The sequence below is a fragment of the Pseudoalteromonas sp. T1lg23B genome (assembly GCF_002964665.1).
Taxonomy (GTDB): Bacteria; Pseudomonadota; Gammaproteobacteria; order Enterobacterales; family Alteromonadaceae; genus Pseudoalteromonas.
Genome location: NZ_PQBZ01000034.1, coordinates 752,676 through 770,947, shown reverse-complemented (window position 1 = coordinate 770,947; position 18,272 = coordinate 752,676). Strand labels below are relative to the sequence as shown.

11 protein-coding genes and 2 pseudogenes are annotated in these 18,272 nt (G+C 44.5%); 11 read left to right on the top strand and 2 right to left on the bottom strand.

Annotation, left to right across the window (positions count from 1 at the left end; translation table 11 throughout):
• Nucleotides 1-41: 41 nt before the first annotated feature.
• Nucleotides 42-635 (top strand): nucleotide exchange factor GrpE, encoded by a 594-nt coding sequence (gene grpE / locus C2M32_RS11920; RefSeq protein ID WP_105168619.1) that lies wholly within the window; start codon nt 42-44, stop codon nt 633-635.
• A gap of 30 nt (nt 636-665) precedes the next feature.
• Here grpE and C2M32_RS11915 read toward each other — a convergent pair whose 3' ends face one another.
• The gene (locus tag C2M32_RS11915; RefSeq protein ID WP_105168618.1) at nt 666-1,856 is read right to left on the bottom strand and encodes a Bcr/CflA family efflux MFS transporter; all 1,191 of its coding nucleotides are present in this window, start codon (nt 1,854-1,856) and stop codon (nt 666-668) included.
• 177 nt (nt 1,857-2,033) lie between these two features.
• Here C2M32_RS11915 and C2M32_RS11910 point away from each other — a divergent pair, with 177 nt between their 5' ends.
• The 8 genes and pseudogenes from C2M32_RS11910 (at nt 2,034) to C2M32_RS11875 (ending at nt 10,754) form a co-directional block, all read left to right on the top strand.
• Nucleotides 2,034-2,828, top strand: coding sequence for a M48 family metallopeptidase (locus C2M32_RS11910; protein ID WP_105168617.1), 795 nt, complete (start codon nt 2,034-2,036; stop codon nt 2,826-2,828).
• A 286-nt stretch (nt 2,829-3,114) separates the two neighbouring features.
• Nucleotides 3,115-3,957 (top strand): isopenicillin N synthase family dioxygenase, encoded by an 843-nt coding sequence (locus tag C2M32_RS11905; protein WP_105168616.1) that lies wholly within the window; start codon nt 3,115-3,117, stop codon nt 3,955-3,957.
• A 270-nt stretch (nt 3,958-4,227) separates the two neighbouring features.
• Nucleotides 4,228-5,139 carry an N-acetylglucosamine kinase gene (gene nagK / locus C2M32_RS11900; protein WP_105169289.1) on the top strand — a complete coding sequence of 304 codons (912 nt, stop codon included), beginning with the start codon at nt 4,228-4,230 and terminating at the stop codon, nt 5,137-5,139.
• Nucleotides 5,139-6,263, top strand: coding sequence for an N-acetylglucosamine-6-phosphate deacetylase (gene nagA / locus C2M32_RS11895; RefSeq protein ID WP_105168615.1), 1,125 nt, complete (start codon nt 5,139-5,141; stop codon nt 6,261-6,263). Before nagK ends, nagA begins: the two co-directional genes overlap by 1 nt.
• A 62-nt stretch (nt 6,264-6,325) precedes the next feature.
• Nucleotides 6,326-7,459, top strand: a complete 1,134-nt coding sequence (gene nagX, locus C2M32_RS11890; RefSeq protein WP_105168614.1) for a transmembrane glucosamine N-acetyltransferase NagX — start codon at nt 6,326-6,328, stop codon at nt 7,457-7,459.
• Between the two features lie 256 nt (nt 7,460-7,715).
• Nucleotides 7,716-8,511 (top strand): annotated as a pseudogene (nagB, locus tag C2M32_RS11885) (glucosamine-6-phosphate deaminase).
• Nucleotides 8,512-8,676: 165 nt separating this feature from the next.
• Entirely contained in the window at nt 8,677-9,582 is a 906-nt protein-coding gene (nudC, locus tag C2M32_RS11880) for an NAD(+) diphosphatase (RefSeq protein WP_105168613.1), read from the top strand.
• 2 nt (nt 9,583-9,584) lie between these two features.
• Nucleotides 9,585-10,754, top strand: a complete 1,170-nt coding sequence (locus tag C2M32_RS11875; protein ID WP_105168612.1) for a cystathionine beta-lyase — start codon at nt 9,585-9,587, stop codon at nt 10,752-10,754.
• Nucleotides 10,755-10,818: 64 nt separating this feature from the next.
• On the opposite strand, the gene C2M32_RS11870 is transcribed toward C2M32_RS11875, so the two are convergent.
• Entirely contained in the window at nt 10,819-12,144 is a 1,326-nt protein-coding gene (locus C2M32_RS11870) for a dicarboxylate/amino acid:cation symporter (protein ID WP_105169288.1), read from the bottom strand.
• 167 nt (nt 12,145-12,311) lie between these two features.
• Between C2M32_RS11870 and C2M32_RS11865 the strand changes: the two genes are divergently transcribed.
• Both C2M32_RS11865 and topA read left to right on the top strand, forming a co-directional pair.
• Nucleotides 12,312-15,338 carry a hypothetical protein gene (locus C2M32_RS11865; RefSeq protein ID WP_105168611.1) on the top strand — a complete coding sequence of 1,009 codons (3,027 nt, stop codon included), beginning with the start codon at nt 12,312-12,314 and terminating at the stop codon, nt 15,336-15,338.
• Between the two features lie 244 nt (nt 15,339-15,582).
• Nucleotides 15,583-18,221: pseudogene (gene topA, locus C2M32_RS11860) on the top strand (type I DNA topoisomerase).
• Nucleotides 18,222-18,272 lie beyond the last annotated feature (51 nt).

Here is an 18,272-nt window from a genome sequence, read left to right as displayed (position 1 = left end):
CCATAATTAGCCACAGTTGTAAAGAATTGGAGAAATCTTACATGTCTGAGCAAACCAATGCCCCTGAACATGAACAAGAAGCAGCTGAGCAAACAGCTCAAGCGCAAGAAGAAACAAAAGTACAAGACGAAGCACAAGTTGAGCTAAGTCCAGAAGAAGAAATTGCGGGTTTGTATGCTGAGCTAGAAGCTGCGAAGCAGACTATCGCAGATCAACAAGACAGTGTGGTACGTGCCGCTGCTGATGTTGAGAATATGCGCCGCAGAGCGGCTCAGGATGTTGAAAAAGCGCATAAGTTTGCACTCGAAAAGTTCGCGAACGAGCTCTTACCTGTGATTGATAACTTAGAGCGCGCTATTGAGTTCTCTGATAGAGAAAACGAGACCTTAAAGCCTGTGCTCGAAGGTATCGATATGACCCTGAAAAGCTTCTCTGACGCAGTAGCGAAGTTTGGTGTTGAAACTGTAAACCCACAAGGTGAAGCATTTAACCCAGAGTTGCACCAAGCTATGTCTATTCAGCCAAGCAACGATGTATCACCAAATACTGTGCTTGCGGTAATGCAAAAAGGTTATACCCTAAACGGTCGTTTACTACGTCCTGCAATGGTTATGGTTTCTAAAGAAGCCGAATAAGTTTTCCTTGGAAACATAAAAAAAGCCGAGTTACTCGGCTTTTTTTATGCCCGACTTTTGTAAAAGTTGATAGCTACAACACAATACCACCGCGCTTAACATTAAACAGGCAAAAGGTAATGCGGTACTGGGTTTAATAAAGGCTAAGATCGGGCCCACAAAGGCGCCACTGCCAAAACGTAAAGTACCAATCACCGCAGTGGCGGTACCGGTATGTTTTTCAAAAGCGATTAAGATTAAAGCATCGGCATTACTGGCGATAATTCCCAAGCTCATCATGAGTGGTGCAATGGTGCTGGCAAAGATCCATACGTTGACTTGTAAGGTGCTTTCGAATACCAAGGTTGTGCCTGCTATCATGCCAATGATAAGCCCAATATAAAGTAAACGTCTGGAGCCTAGTTTTGGCACCAGCCGTGTATTGAGGAAATTGCCAAACATTAATGCCATTACATTGAGTGCAAATAGCACCCCAAACAGTTGTTCTGAGACATTGAAGTAGTCAAGGTAAACAAAAGGAACGGATGTTAGGAAGCAGAAAAATGCAAAGGATGCTGCCATGGAGGTGAGTAAATCCATACGACATAGCTTGTTAGACAATACCTGTTGATAGTTTTTAAAGAAGAAGTGAGCGGAAACTTTATCATCGCTAAACCTTGGTACATCAATGTTGGCGAATGTAATAAAAACAAACACCACGATGGCATATAAGGTTAAACACCAAAATATTGCACTCCAATGCCATACTAGCATAAGCGCAGCGCCGATACTTGGGGCTAACAACGGAGCCAGCATCATAATCATAGAAACATAAGACATGCCTTTAGCAGTATCTTGTTGATAGAAGTGTCGAATAATTCCAGGGACGACCACGCTGGCTGCTGCGCCAGTAAAAGCTTGTGCAACCCTTAGCAGATTGAATGTCTCGATGTTGGTACTCATTGCCAGTAGGGCTGAACTGATAGCAAATCCAAACAGCCCAAAACGGGCTAAGAGGGTACGCGAAAATCTGTCAGCTAAAGGACCAAAAACTAACATACCTAGCGCATAGCCCGCCAAGTAGCTACTTAAAGATACCTGAACTTTTTCCAAAGAAGTGTTGAGTTGCTCGGCGATAGCAACCATTGCTGGAAGGTATAGGTCTATTGCAAGCGGTGTTAGGGCCACTATACTGGCTAATAGTGGTAAAAATAACCGACCGAGAGGATGAGCGTGCTGCACAAGAGTCCAAAATGATTGATTTGTGCCAATTCTAACAAATTTAGACGCGTTCAGGATAAATTATGAGTCAGGGTGCAATAATTTGAGTTAAGACTTTACTTTCGCCCTCAGGGCACTTGAGTAGCAAGTCAGATGTTTTAAACTAGCAGCAAACTTAATGTTACGGGAATTAACTGCATGAAGAAACTACTTACTGCCTTGGCTATTACGTTAGCCATTACAGGGTGTAAAACCTCTCCAACTGGGCGCACACAGATCACGCTATATTCAGATCAAAAAATGAATGAGATGGGCGTTGCCAGCTTTGCACAAATGAAAGAGCAGCAACCAATTGAAGCAAACAAGGCAACTAACGCTTATGTGAAATGTATTGCCGATCATCTCATTGAGCAATTGCCTTCAGAATATGCCAATCAGCAGTGGGAAGTGGTGGTATTCAAAGAACCCAGTGCCAACGCCTTTGCTCTGCCAGGTGGAAAAATAGGCGTACATACAGGGTTATTGGACGTTGCAAAAAACCAGCATCAACTTGCTGCGGTAATGGGACATGAAGTGGGTCACGTAATAGCGCAACACGCAAACGAGCGGGTATCGCAAAACAGTTTACTCCAGTTTGGCTTGCAGGCGAGCAATGTTGCATTGCAGATGGGCGATGTTCAATATCGTGATGCGATTATGCAAGGGTTGGGTCTAGGGGCACAATTTGGCGTGGCATTACCTTTTAGCCGCTCACACGAAAGTGAAGCGGACGTCATCGGATTGGATCTGATGGCCAAAGCTGGCTTTGACCCAGAAGGGTCGGTGGCTTTGTGGCAAAATATGGAGGCGGCATCTAGCGAGCGTCCTCCAGAGTTTATGTCAACACACCCAGCGCCACAAAGTCGGATCGCAAACCTACAAAAAGGTATGAATAAAGCACGTGAGCTTAAGCAACAGGCCTGGCAATCTGGGCGAAAACCGCAGTGTAAATAAGTTGCCATTTAGTTTTCAGCGCCTACTGTCATCTATAGTTCGCATTGACTGCTATAGTTAATGCGCACTTAGAGTAGGCAGTTTGGGTGCTGACGCCCTAGAGAAATTTGATCTGGCTCAAAATAGGCGACAACACGCAAAGGATGAGGACAAAAGTCCTTATCTGTGGATGCTTATTTATCTATGCTCGCCAGTTATCTACAGAGGGCTAACACTAAGATAGGCGGGTTTAGATACCGATTGCCTTATTACCAGTGAACTCATGCAATAATCAAGTGGAATCATTATGCAACAATTACCTACGGTCGATTATCGTGCGCCAGATGCCGCAGCACAATTTGTCGAGTCTTTACGCAATACAGGCTTTGGTGTGTTGAAAAACCATCCAATCCCTCAGCAATTAGTTGAGTCTATCTACAAAAACTGGCAAGAGTTTTTTAACTCAGAACAAAAGCATGAGTTTTTGTACGATAAACAAACTCAAGATGGCTATTTTCCGCCGGATGTATCTGAGGTTGCAAAAGGCTTTACGGTAAAAGATATCAAAGAGTACTTTCATGTGTACCCTAAAGGCCGTGTACCTGCGCAATTAGAAGCAGAGGTTAGAGAATATTACCGATTAGCGAATGAATTTGCTGCAGAGTTATTGAGCTGGGTGCAAGAGCAAGCACCAGAGGATGTGCGCGCGAAGTTTTCAATTGATCTTAAAGATATGATTGCAAATTCTGAACAAACTTTGCTGCGTATTTTACATTACCCACCAATGACAGGTGATGAAGAGCCTGGTGCAATTCGTGCAGCTGCGCATGGCGATATTAACTTATTAACGGTATTACCGGCAGCAAATGAGCCAGGTTTACAGGTGCAAACCAAAGAGGGTGGTTGGCTTGATGTGCCTTGTGATTTTGGTTCTTTAATCATTAATATCGGTGATATGTTGCAAGAGGCGTCTGGTGGCTATTTCCCGTCTACGATTCACAGAGTAATTAACCCAACAGGGAAAGCCTCAACCAAGTCTCGTATCTCTTTACCACTGTTTTTACATCCTCGTCCGGATGTTGTGTTATCTGAAAGATATACAGCGGATAGCTACCTTCAGGAAAGGCTAGCTGAACTCGGCGTTAAATAAAAGAGAGCGGCTAAGCCGCTCTTTTTTATGAAATTCAACAAGTTAACAAGTCTCACTCGCGAACTTTATTCCTATAAAATCAATATACTTATCAAATTTACGCTGACAACCTGATGATTCTGTGCAATATTAGAATTTTTCATTGTCGAACAAATTCGGCAAAAAAATAATGACAACGCTGTCATTTTGTGTGTAACATTAATTCAACACGACTCAATGCTCAGCAATAATTATAAAATTGAGCCAACTCCAATCGATAGAGGTCGCTACATGATGGCTAAACAGGTGCAACAAGACCAGTTATATATAGGTATAGACGGCGGAGGAACCAAATGCCGCGCTACTATCTACTCAAAGCAACACGGTGTGCTAGGCACTGGGCTAGGAGGTCCGGCAAATCCACTTCATGGTCTTGAACGTACGTTAGAGTCAATCATGGTTTCTACACAGCTAGCCTTACAAGATGCAGGCTTACGAGTAGAGCAAGTTCATGAACTCAACGCTGGAATGGGCCTCGCTGGCGTTAATTTACCTGCTTTATATGACAAAATTATGCAGTGGGATCATCCTTTCCAACAGATGTTTTTAACGACCGACTTACACACGGCATGTATTGGCGCGCATGAAGGACAAGATGGTGCTGTGATTATCACAGGAACGGGCTCATGTGGATTTTCTATCGTTCGTGGGCGTTCTGTTAATTATGGCGGTCATGGCTTTGCGCAAGGAGATATTGGCAGTGGTGCTTGGATGGGTTTAGAAGCCATTAAAGCGGTTTTACTGGATCTGGATGGACTAGGTAAAACGACCACAATGAGTGATATGCTCAAGTCTCACTTTAATACACTCACAGCAATGGGGATTGCCGAACAAATGGCTGGGCAACCGTCAGCCGGATACGCCAAATTGGCTCGTTTCGTATTTAGTGCCGCAGAGCAAGAAGATGAAGTTGCGCTATCCATTGTTACACAAGGTGCGGACTATATTAGTCGTCTTGCTAAGCGCTTATTGGAAAATAAACCGCCTCGTTTATCCATGATTGGCGGGTTGGCAGAGCCACTAAATAAATGGTTAGACCCTGATGTAGCCACGATCGTTGAGCTTCCTAAGCAGCCACCAGAGATGGGCGCGATTTATTTTGCGATTCAGAATGTAGAGCAGAATTTGGAAAAGGTTAATTAATGACGACACATGTATATCGAGCAAATAAGCTATTTGATGGTTTTGATTTTAAAGAAAATGTTTGTTTTACAGTAAAAAGCGGGAAAATAAGCTTTGATGTTGACGCTCATAATGACGCAATTGTAACGCTATCAGGGCTAGTGGTGCCAGGATTCATTGATGTTCAGGTTAATGGCGGCGGTGGGGCATTTTTTAACGCTCAGCGCTCGACTGAATGTTTAGAGAAAATGGTACTAGCGCACGGTCAATTTGGCTCTACAGCTTTGATGCCAACGTTGATCACGGACAAAATTGAAGTGATGAAAGAAGCGGCAGATGCGACAGCCCAAGCTGTGGAGAACAAGCAAAAAGGTATTGTTGGGATCCACTTCGAAGGGCCCCATTTATCTCACCCTAAAAAGGGGACCCATAGCGAACAATTTATCAGGCCAATTTCAGAGGAAGAGTTTGCTATCTATGCTCGCCAAGACTTAGGCATAAAAATGGTCACCTTAGCACCAGAGACTGTGCCATTGGAAGATATCAGGCGTTTGGTAGCACTCGGTGTTAAGGTCAGCATTGGCCATTCAAATGCTGACTTTGATACGACAATGGCCGCACTGCGAGTGGGTGCTGACGGTTTTACACATTTATTCAATGCTATGTCTGCGTTTACGTCTCGGGAGCCTGGGGTTGTGGGTGCCGCTCTGTGGGATGACAATAGCTGGTGTGGACTGATTGTTGATGGCCATCATGTGCATAGTACTTCGGCAAAGCTGGCAATTCGTACCAAGCAGCGTGGCAAAATAATGTTAGTCACAGATGCAATGCCACCCGTTGGCACAGATGATACGGAATTTGACTTTTTCGATGGTCGTAAAGTGATACGAACTGGTACTAGGTTGAACTCTACCACAGGTGAACTCGCTGGTAGTGTGTTAGACATGAGCAGTGCTGTGCGCAATACCGTGAATGAATTAGACGTGTCGCTCGGTGAGAGCTTACGGATGGCGTCACTATACCCAGCGCAATATTTAGGGCTTAAAAGCAAAGGGCATTTACTTGAAGGAGCGGATGCTGACTTTGTGGTACTAGACGAGCAACTGTTCACACAATCTACCTACATCACTGGACATCAATTATAGATTTCCCTGAACGAAAACCCCGTTGCTGTTTAACGGGGCTTTTTCCTTTTAAGAGGGCCCAAATGAATACAACAACAAAGAAAAAACGCCTCGCATCATTGGATGCATTGCGAGGGATGGATATGTTTTGGATTTTAGGTGGGCAGTCAATTTTTGCTGCGCTCTTTGTGCTAACGGGTTGGCAAGGGTGGAAGCTCTTCGAGGCACATACAGTACATAGCCCTTGGCATGGTTTTACGTTTTATGATCTGATATTCCCTTTATTTATATTCCTCTCTGGCGTGGCGATGGGACTCTCGCCAAAACGTATTGATGCGCTACCTTTCTCACAGCGCAAACCTTACTATCAAAAAGCGCTGAAAAGGCTACTGTTATTGTGCTTTTTAGGTGTTTTGTACAATCATGGTTGGGGAACTGGCATACCTCTGGCTCTGGACGAAATACGCTATTCGAGTGTACTGGGGCGTATTGCAATCGCTTGGTTTTTTTGCGCGCTCTTAGTGTGGCATACCAGCGCGCGCGTTCAAGGGATAGTTGCTGTGGGTATCTTGTTGTTTTATTGGCTACTGTTATGTTTTATTCCGGTGCCGGGCGGAGTATCTGGCGACTTGAGTGCAATGGGTGCGGGCAGTTGGAACGCATGGTTTGACAAATATTTTTTGCCGGGAATTAGTTACCAAAATCGTGTTGTTGACCCAGAGGGGATACTTTCCAGTTTGCCAGCTATTGTTAATGCGCTTGCTGGTGTATTTGTCGGTCGCTTTATTGCTCAAGCAGAATCTTTTGGGCAATGGCGCAGTGTGGCAGTACTTTTTGCAGCAGGGTTGTTAAGTGTATTGCTGGGTTGGCTATGGAATTGGCAGTTCCCCGTAAACAAGGAATTGTGGACCAGTTCATTTGTATTGGTAACGATAGGCTGGAGTGCCATGTTGTTTGCTGTTTTCTATGCTTTAGTCGATGTATTAAATGGACAACGCTTTGCGTACCCATTCATCATTATTGGCGCAAACTCCATCATCATTTATCTCGCGTCTTCATTGGTTAACTGGGGCTATATTAGTCAAAGCGTGTTTGGCGGGGTGGTGGTAGCATCAGCGCCGCCATGGCAGCCATTACTGTCTGTTATCACGCTGCTATTAGTGCAGTTGTTGGTATTACACTGGATGTATAAACGCAAGATTTTTGTCAGTGTTTAAGCTTAAAATTAATTAATTTCAATGCCAGCAAGCCCGCATAAAATGCGGGCTTGCGTGTTTTTGACCTAAAAATAGAGAATTTTTCTTCACTTTTACTTTACAAAGCTTTTTATTCTGATAATAATGACAGCGTTGTCATAATGGTAATGCCTAATTACAGTGTATCCCAATTAGGTTTGATCTGGCCTTGCTTTGATTGCACGCGAAGCAGGGTTCAGATCCCATTTTTCTTTGTACTCAACACCGAGCCTATACTATGCAAATTGTTATTTTGAATGATGCCGCAGAAGTGGCAGCCTATGGCGCAGATATTTTCTCAACTCAGTTACAACGCAAAGCTGAATCGGTTCTGGGCTTGGCAACTGGCTCAACACCAGTGGCTCTATATCAAGAGCTTATTCGCCGCAATCGCGAGGGGTTGATCAGTTTCAAAGACGCAACCACATTTAATCTAGACGAATACCTAGGGCTAGATGGCGCTCATCCACAAAGCTATCGCTTTTTCATGAACGAACAACTGTTTAATCATATCGATATCGATAAAGACAACACGCATGTTCCACCAGGTGATGCGAAAAACCCGATCACAGCATGTCAAGATTATGAAGCTCGTATGGCTGCAGCTGGAGGGGTTGACTTACAACTGTTGGGTATTGGTCGTAATGGACATATTGGTTTCAACGAGCCTTCATCTGGTTTAACTTCTCGAACCCGGGTAAAAACTTTGACCAGAGAAACCATCGAAGACAATGCGCGGTTCTTTGAAGAAGGGGAATACCAGCCGCACTTGTCCATCACTATGGGCATTGGCACAATTTTAGACGCAAAAAAAGTCGTATTACTTGCGACGGGTGAAAATAAGGCTGACGCCGTGCATGCCATGGTAGAGGGGCCACTAACCGCTGCTTGTCCTGCCTCGGCATTGCAGCTACATAAAGATGCGGTGATAGTGATTGACCTAAAAGGCGGCGTCTAAGCTTAAAGATATTGAATTTTATCAACATATCGAAGCTGAAAATCAAAAGCTTCAAGATTACCTTGCCTCTTTGTAGTGTGGAGTTACACTATAGTTTTAAGCCCGAAAGGGCTTTTTTTTGGTCTTTTTTCAAGCGCTAAGCGCGTTCTGTGCGGTGGTAGGAGTTTAGCTTTTGATGTGTATGTGGTAGCTTTATGCAAACATTTTCAACAAGGATCAGGCTTTGTTACATTACTCGTATATGCACCTTAATCGTGCCACCAATGAACGCAAAGATCAGCAGTGGATAGAACAACAAATAAATTCAAACAGCCGTTGGCTACTTATTGATAAAGATAGAAACCTAGTCAATGTGGCCTGTTGCGAATTGCAATTGCTCAGTCTCTCGCAGGTGAGTCATTTCGACAGAAGAAATGCCGTTTTACTCGGTGTAGATGAGCAGCACAGTTATTTTGCTTTGGATGTGTCTGGGTCTGAACATTCTGCAAAGCTGTTGGCCACTAATGAACTTGAGTTTGTTGATATGCGAAATATTGGCCTGCAACTAGATTATAACATGGCCTCGGTTGGTGTATTGGCTAGAGGATTGTGCTACTGGCATAAAACTCACCGTTTTTGTGGGCGCTGTGGCTACACCAATGAGAGCATAGAAGCTGGGCACGCCCGAGTTTGTCAAAATAGCCAATGTAAACATATGACATTCCCACGTACGGATCCGGCAGTGATTATGCTCATCACGCACACTTTTGAAGATGGTGTAGAACGATGCCTAATGGGCCGTCAAGCGAGTTGGCCACAGGGAGTGTACTCAACGTTAGCGGGTTTTGTTGACCCAGGGGAAACTCTTGAGCAAGCGGTCATAAGAGAAGTCAAAGAAGAAGCCAACATTGATGTGGAAGACGTTGAATATATCGCTTCACAGCCTTGGCCATTTCCCTCATCGTTGATGCTGGGCTTTATCGGCAAAGCGACCTCCACAGACATCAAAATTGATCAAGATGACTTAGAAGACGCGCAGTGGTTCTCTCGTGAACAATTAAGTGCATTTGGGCAGTGGGGTGATACAGACTCGGGTTATAAGCTAACTCGTCCAGATTCCATCTCTCGTTATTTAGTTGAATATTGGCGCGCACATATAAAGGTGTAAAAATGAAAAAAAACACAAAGCTGGTCGGTGCTGGCCGTAAATCTCAATACACACAGGGTGTCGTGAATCCTGTTGTTCAGCGCGCTTCAACCGTGGTGTTTGACAGTGTTGCAGATTTACATGAAGCCATCAAAGAGCGGGGAAATCGTACGTTGTTTTATGGTCGTCGTGGTACCCATACGCACTATGCCTTGCAAGACGCTATCATGGAGCTTGAAAACGGTGCAGGCTGCGCTTTGTATCCCTGTGGTGCGGCGGCAATAAGTCAAGCGTTGTTATCTTTCTTAAAAGCGGGCGATCATCTGTTGATGGTGGATACCGCTTACGAACCGACTCGGGACTTCTGCGATAAAATTCTCGCGGGCCTTGGGATCAGCACCACTTATTACGACCCAATGATTGGCGCTGGCATTGACGCTCTGATCCAGAAAAACACCAAAGTGCTATTTTTAGAGTCGCCAGGTTCCATCACCATGGAAGTACAGGATGTGCCAAGCCTAGTTAAAGTGGCAAATCAGCATGGTGTGATCACTATGTTGGACAATACCTATGGCAATGGTTGGCATTACAAGCCATTGGATCATGGCGTAGACATTAGTATTCAGGCGGCAACAAAATACATAGTCGGGCATTCAGATGTGATGATGGGCGTGGCTGTGGCAAATGAAAAGCACTGGCCAACTCTTAGAGAAAACTCTTATCTGTTAGGGCAATGTACTTCTGCTGATGATGCTTATCTTGCTTTGCGAGGCTTACGCACTATGCCTGTTCGCTTGGCGCAACATGAAAAATCAGCATTGGCAGTGGCACAATGGTTGAGTGAACACCCATTGGTGGACCATGTTAGGCATCCAGCCATGCCCACATGCCCAGGGCATGAGTTCTTCAAACGCGACTTTAACGGCAGTAATGGCTTATTTTCAGTTGTGATGCGTACTGGTACTCAAAAAGCGATTAATGCGTTTCTAGATGCATTAGAGCACTTTAAAATGGGATTCTCGTGGGGTGGCTATGAGAGTTTGGTGACTGCCAATAAATCAGTTGCAGGGCTGCGCAGTACCACTGGTTGGTCACAAGGGCCGATAATACGCTTGCACATTGGTCTTGAAGACGTTGAGGACTTAATTGAGGATTTAGAACAAGCCCTTAAGATATACGAGCAAAATTGCTAATCAGCGATAGCGTATCTACTAATAAAAAAGCCCGCTTAATGCGGGCTTTTTTATGTAGGAGCCATTAAAGAGATGTTTTTTCTTCAAGCTCTTTAGCTGCATCTGGGTCGTTAAAGGTTGCTAGGTCAAACTCGTTTTCTGACTTGGCAACAATACAAGTAACCATACAGTCACCAGTTACGTTGACCGCTGTACGCGTCATATCTAACAGTCTGTCTACACCTATAATGATTGCAATCCCCTCAACAGGTAAACCAACTTGATTTAGCACCATAGCTAGCATGATGAGGCCTACTCCAGGTACGCCAGCTGTACCGACCGACGCTAATGTGGCTGTTAAAATTACCATCAGATAATCAGCAATGCTTAAATCAATCGCATAGACTTGTGCAATAAATACCGTTGCTACACCTTGCGTAATGGCCGTGCCATCCATATTGATGGTTGCGCCAAGCGGCACTGTGAAGGAGGCCACTGAATTGTGTGCGCCAAGCTTTTTAGTCGCAGTCTCTAGTGTCACTGGCATCGTGGCACTGGAGCTTGATGTACTGAACGCAAACATGCATGCGTCTTTCATTTTCTTAAGGAAGGTAATTGGGCTCAGGCCCGTCAACGCCTTTAAGATGATGGAGTAATTGATAAGGCCGTGAATAAACAGTGCGAAAAGCACAATGAAGAAGTATTTAGCCAAACCCCAGATTAAGTCAATTTCAATGGTGGTGAACAGTTTTGCCATTAAACAAAACACCCCGTAAGGCGCTAAGTTCATTAAAATGGTGACTAGTTTAAGCACTACCGTGTTTAGGTCATCAAATACTTTGGCGACACGCTTACCCGGTTCGCCACTTAGTGCCATGGCAATACCAAATAGCAATGCAAACACGATAACTTGTAACATATTGCCATCGGCCATCGCACTAATGGGGTTGGTAGGGAACATATTGATAATCACCTGAGCCAAAGTGGGTGCTTCTTGCACTTCATAGGTGGCATTCGTCGGTAATTCTTGGCCAACGCCAGGCGCAAAAATAAGCGCTAAGGAAATAGCAACGGTAATGGCGATGGCAGTTGTCATCAAATATAAGACAATTGATTTGCCTCCCAAGCGGCCTAATTTCTTGGGATCACTTAGACTACAGGTTCCACATACAAGGGAGATAAAAACCAATGGAACTACTAACATTTTTAAGCTGGCAATAAAAATTTGCCCACCGACGTGAAAAAGTCCATCAACTAAAAAGCTTTTGACAGGGAAATCGAACAGACCAAGTGGAATCAAATATTCAGTTTGGCCAGAAAACAGTGCTTGGAGTGATAAGCCCAGAATAATACCGGCCAACATACCCAGCATAATCCGTGTGGTTAAACTCATTTTGTTATTTTTTTGCATGTTCATAATTGAGATTTACAACAATAGATCTGCATAGCCTAACAGGCCGCCCGCATTTGACCAAAAAAAATCGGTGAGAAAATACGAAAAAACTGTGATTTTTGAGCGCTTTCTAAGGTAGTATGAGAAAAAATTTAACTTCAAAATTGTGCTAGGGAGAGAGGTTAATGCCTTTAATGCGCTGGTTAAGCATCATGATGCTGAGTTTGCTACTGACCGCTTGTGGTGGCGGTGGTTCAATTGAGAAAAGTACAGATGGTACTGATGGCACGACCGATCAAAGTGGTGACATCGTGCTGACTATCCAAGCGCTAGACAGCGACGGAGATCTTCTTGATGAAAACAACCCCGTATCGCAGGACAATTTAGGTGTTGTGACTGCAACGATCACTCAAGGTGATGTGCCTGTGACGGGTAAGCTTGTTGTATTCAGTTTATTGCATGCGGGCAGGTTGAGCCCCGAGTCGGGCACCGGTGCGACCAATTCCTCGGGCATTGCTACCATTTCCATCGCCAGTGGGGAGAATCGAGGTTGGGGTCAAGTGACGGCCACATATGTTGACTCTGAGGGTGAAACTCACACAGAAAACACGGTATTTTATTCATCGGGTGACGAAGCCGACGCGCAAGAAGATGGTACCAAGCTGTTGATAAAAGTGCTGGCAGACTGTCCCGCTGGATGGGAAGGTGAACGAGACACAATTGCACTCAGCGATCTTGCTACAGTGTGTAATGCCACCAACAGAATCGATGCTATTCAAGAGGTTGACGTACTAGTGGGTGCAGCTAGCACCAAATCAGGGCTTGGAATATCAGGCGTGCTTGTTGAGTTAGAAGCTGATATTGGTACGATTTTGTCTGGCCAGAAGAGTGTCACCGATAACTTTGGCTTTGCGTTGTTCAAGTACCGTCCGCCACTACAAGGTGGTGCAGGGCAGCTCACAGCAAGCTTCAATGAAGTGGAAACTGAATTTGCCTTTACCAGTGGCGCAGAGGATCTGTCTCTCAATATAGATAATGGCCTGCGCCAAGACTCAGAGGGTAATACTATTGCGTTAGGGGCTGGTGAAACCACGTTGATCACGGTTGAGATTAGGGATCAAAATGGCGATTTTGTGACGACGCCTTTAGATGTGGCATTCTCGTCAGGGTGTGCTGAGAGTGATAAAGCACAAGTCGATAGTAACGCCACCAGCGTAGGGGGCATTGCCTACTCAACTTACAAAAACTTAGGCTGCGATATCGCAACGGGTGATACGGTTTCCGTGACCATTTCAAAAGGTGGCAACTCAGAGACTGAACAAGTAGTCATTCCCGTTTCACCAGCCAAGCCTCAAGCGATAGAATTTGTGGACGCTTCAGAGAGCCTGTTAGCGCTTCGTGGAACAGGTGGAACACAACGCAAAGAATCATCTGAATTAACCTTTAAGCTCATTAACAGCTTAAGCGGCGGTGCCGCAAATCAAAGGTTAGATTTCAGACTTAGAGCCAAACACAGTGACGCAACATTAGTGCCGCAGAGCGTCCGTACAGACTCGCAGGGTGAAGCAAAAGTGATCGTAAGCTCGGGCAACGTCTCCTCAAGTTTTGTGGTACAGGCATGCTTTATCCCGAGTGAGCTTATACCAAGTAACAGCAATGATGAAGTCACCTGTTGGCAAGAACGTTTTGATGAGTGTACTTCTTCTGCAAAGCCGGCTGATTGTCCCAGCGGTGAGATCACCTTAGTACCACAAGATGAAGCCATTATGTCGGTATCAAGCCGCTTGAGCGTGACCAGCGGTTTACCAGTAAACTCAACTATGTCTTTGTCGATTGAGACGCTCAATACTGAGACACTCAATGTAAGTAATAAAGAAGTACCAATTGTGGTTAATGTTGCAGATAGATACGGTAACTTCGTGCACGATGGCACCAAAGTGTACATTAGCGCCGAGGGTGGCGCTGTTGGTACCGTTGATGGTACTCAGTTTAATGCCGAGCTTGAGTGCGAAACCATTGATGGGCGTTGTAGCGCAACTTGGGTGAGCCAGAATGTGATCCCATTTTATACGAACAAACCAGCAAGTGACCCTCGCAGCCCAATTGATTGTTCACAACCAAATCAAGTTGGATGCTCTCAGAATTATTGGGGCAACAGGCTATATTCATATAATCCCAAATTATTATATAAAGCCAAAAAATCTTATTTAGTAGGACAGGGAAATTCAGCGCCGAGCCACCAACAAATTTTGAATGTTGGTAATAACCAGCTCAGCACTACAGAGTTAGAGAGCACTCGTAATTGTGATTTATATTTTGGTCACTCTGCGCCTTGTACATATGGAATTCTAGATGCATCAGTACACGAGGATGGGGTGCCATTGGCAGGTCGTGCAACCTTGATTGCTATCACCGATGGAGAAGAAAACTTCAACGATGTAAACGGTAACGGCTTGTTTGATGAGAATGAATTTAGCCTAGTGTACGATGTACCAGAGGCATTTCGTGACGACAATGAAAATGGCAGCTTTGACGGTACTAATTGTTTACCAAACAGTGACTCAAACCCTTGCTCTCCATTAAATACCAATGCGGGACACTTTGAAAAGCTATGGGATAGTAACGGCGATGGTACGTTTACCGATAAAGATAGAAAATACAATGGACTAAGCTGTACAGCAGCGCAGCAACAAGCGGGCGCATGTAGCAAGTCAATCATCGATGTGTTTGATACCGCTGAAATTATTATGTCTGGTAGTGAGGCATTTTATCGTTTTGTAGTAAGCAAAGATGCGAGCCTAGCCAACGGCCATACAATACCTCAAGACTGTAGTGATCTAGAAATAGAAGGTACGATAGCACTTCAGCTTGAGCCATCAGAGTTAGATGCATTTTGTGATATCGCGCAGGTCAATTTTGCCACTGTAAATAATATTGGCAGTGTGCAAATATCGCTATATTACAGCGACATTCATAATAACCCATTACCACAGGGAACAGAAATTCAAGTGAGTGCAGATAATGGGGTTTACACAGGTGGAACCAGTTTTGTAGTTCCTAATCAGTCAATGAAATCAGCAGCAATGATAGCATTCACCATTTCCAATGAGATTGAGGCCAATCAAAGAGAGGATGGTACGGTGTCATTTGTCTTTACCACACCGGCTGGAGTGGCGACAACGGCCAGCATAACAGTCAAAGACGCTGGATAATAAAAAATAAAAATGCCAACCTTCGGGTTGGCATTTTTGTATTGATTCCTTTATATTGCGCTGCTTAAATTTGGCTTTGTACTTTTTGCTTAAAATAGCAACAGCAATTGTGTAATTAATCATTAATCAGCTAAAAGATTGTATTTAAAGCTTGTAACAATAGGTGTTTGTAGATATACCTATAAATATTAATCGCCCGAGATGGGCAAAAACTCAGACAAGAATGGGTCAAAAATAGGCAGCTATGGGCAAATCGCTAGTAATTGTAGAGTCTCCCGCAAAGGCAAAAACAATTAATAAATACTTAGGTAAGGACTATATCGTAAAATCCAGTGTTGGACATGTGCGTGACTTGCCAACATCCGGTGCAGGAAAGACAAAAGGCTTGGCTACGAAAAGTCCAGCCGAAGTCAGAAAAATGTCTCCTGAAGAAAAGGCCATATATAAGAAGAACAAAGATTATGCGAATCTCGTTGCGCGTATGGGCATTGATCCGGAAAAAGGCTGGGAACCTCACTATGAAGTACTGCCAGGAAAAGAAAAGGTGGTACAAGAGTTAAAGAAGCTAGCTGAGAATGCAGACCAAATTTATCTCGCAACCGATTTGGATAGAGAAGGGGAGGCCATTGCTTGGCACCTTGAACAAATTATTGGTGGCGAACCTGAAAAGTATAAGCGCGTTGTATTTAACGAAATTACCAAAAATGCTATCCAGCAAGCGTTTGAGACTCCAGGGCAGCTGAACACCGACATGGTTTACGCCCAACAGGCGCGACGTTTCCTAGACCGAGTTGTGGGTTTTATGGTGTCACCTTTGCTTTGGCAAAAAGTGGCCAGAGGTTTGTCTGCGGGTCGAGTACAGTCTGTCGCCGTGCGATTGTTGGTAGAGCGTGAAAGAGAAATCAAGGCCTTCATTCCTGAAGAGTTCTGGGATATTCATGCTGACGTTACCGCTGCGAAGCAGCCGATCCGTTTAGAAGTAACAAAGTATCAAGGCAATGCCTTTAAACCAGTAAACGAAGCGCAAACAATGCACGCAGTTGCAGAGTTGGAAAAGAGCGCTTATCGTGTTGTTAAGGTTGAAGAAAAGCCAAGCAAGAGCAAACCCAGTGCGCCATTTATCACGTCGACCATGCAACAAGCAGCGAGTACGCGATTAGGCTATGGTGTAAAGAAAACCATGATGTTAGCTCAGCGTTTATATGAAGCGGGTTACATCACCTACATGCGTACAGATTCGACCAATTTGTCAAATGATGCGGTCGCCATGTGCCGAGATTATATCGGTACACAATTTGGTGATAAATATTTACCAGCAAACCCAGTTAAGTACAGCGCAAAAGAAAATGCTCAAGAAGCTCACGAAGCAATACGTCCTTCAGATGTGAACGTTTTATCGGGCCACGTTGAAGGGGTCGATGCGGACGCGAAGAAGCTATATGAACTTATCTGGCGCCAGTTTGTGGCGTGTCAAATGACGGCTGCGGAATATGATCTGACAACGCTGACGATAGCCGCTAATGACTATACGTTAAAAGCTAAAGGGCGTGTAATGCGTTTTGATGGTTGGACTAAAGTACAACCTTCTGTGCGCAAGAAAAATGAAGAAGAGCAATCACTTCCACCTGTCAGTGAAGGGGATGCGATTGATTTAGTGGCCTTAGACCCAAGACAGCACTTTACTAAGCCACCGGCTCGATTCAGTGAAGCTAGCCTTGTAAAAGAGCTTGAAAAACGAGGTATTGGTCGCCCTTCAACTTATGCGTCGATTATTTCGACTATTCAGGATAGAGGCTATGTGCGGGTTGAAAACCGTCGTTTCTTTGCTGAAAAAATGGGTGAGATAGTTACCGATCGCTTAGTTGAGAACTTTAATGACCTGATGAACTTCGACTTTACCGCGAAGATGGAAGACAGACTCGATGATATTGCAGAAGGCGAACGTGTTTGGACTCAAGTTTTAGATAAGTTTTATGCGGACTTTTCTAAGCAACTTGAAATTGCCGCGGGAGAAGAAGCAGAAGGCGGGATGCGTCAAAACGTCATGGTTGAGACGGATATTGACTGTCCTACCTGTAATCGTAAAATGGGTATTCGTACAGCGTCTACTGGTGTGTTTCTTGGGTGTACTGGCTACAACTTGCCACCAAAAAGCGCTGTACCACAACAATGAATCTGGTATCGGGTGACGAGGCGATTGCCGCTGATGTTGAAGATGTGGAAACAGAAACATTGATGCAGATGAAGCGTTGTCCAATCTGTGAAACGGCGATGGATTCATACCTTATCGATGAAACGCGTAAGTTGCATGTATGTGGTAACAATCCTGCATGTAAAGGTTACGTTGTCGAAAAAGGCACCTTTAAGATCAAAGGCTATGACGGTCCTATCATCGAGTGTGATAAGTGCGGCTCAGATATGGAGCTTAAGTCGGGGCGTTTTGGTAAATACTTTGGTTGTAGCAATGAAGAGTGTAAAAATACTCGTAAGCTGCTTAAAAATGGTGAGCCTGCGCCACCTAAAGAAGACCCAGTTCACTTGCCAGAGCTTGAATGTGAGAAGTCGGACGCCTACTTTGTATTGCGTGATGGTGCGTCAGGTATTTTCTTAGCGGCTCATACTTTCCCTAAATCGAGAGAAACTCGTGCACCTAAGGTTGCTGAGCTGAAACGTTTTAAGGATAGGATATCGCCTAAGTTCCATTACTTAGCAGATGCACCTGAGCAAGATGATGACGGTAATTTGGCTATCGTGCGTTATTCGCGTAAAACCAAAACTCAGTATGTGATGACTGAGGTTGATGGTAAAGCGACTGGTTGGAAAGCCACTTATGAAAAAGGTAAGTGGATAGAAGAAACCAAAGCATCTAAGAAGAAAAAGTAACAACAAAAAGCCGGGGAAACCCGGCTTTTTAGTGAAGTCTGAATGAGGTGA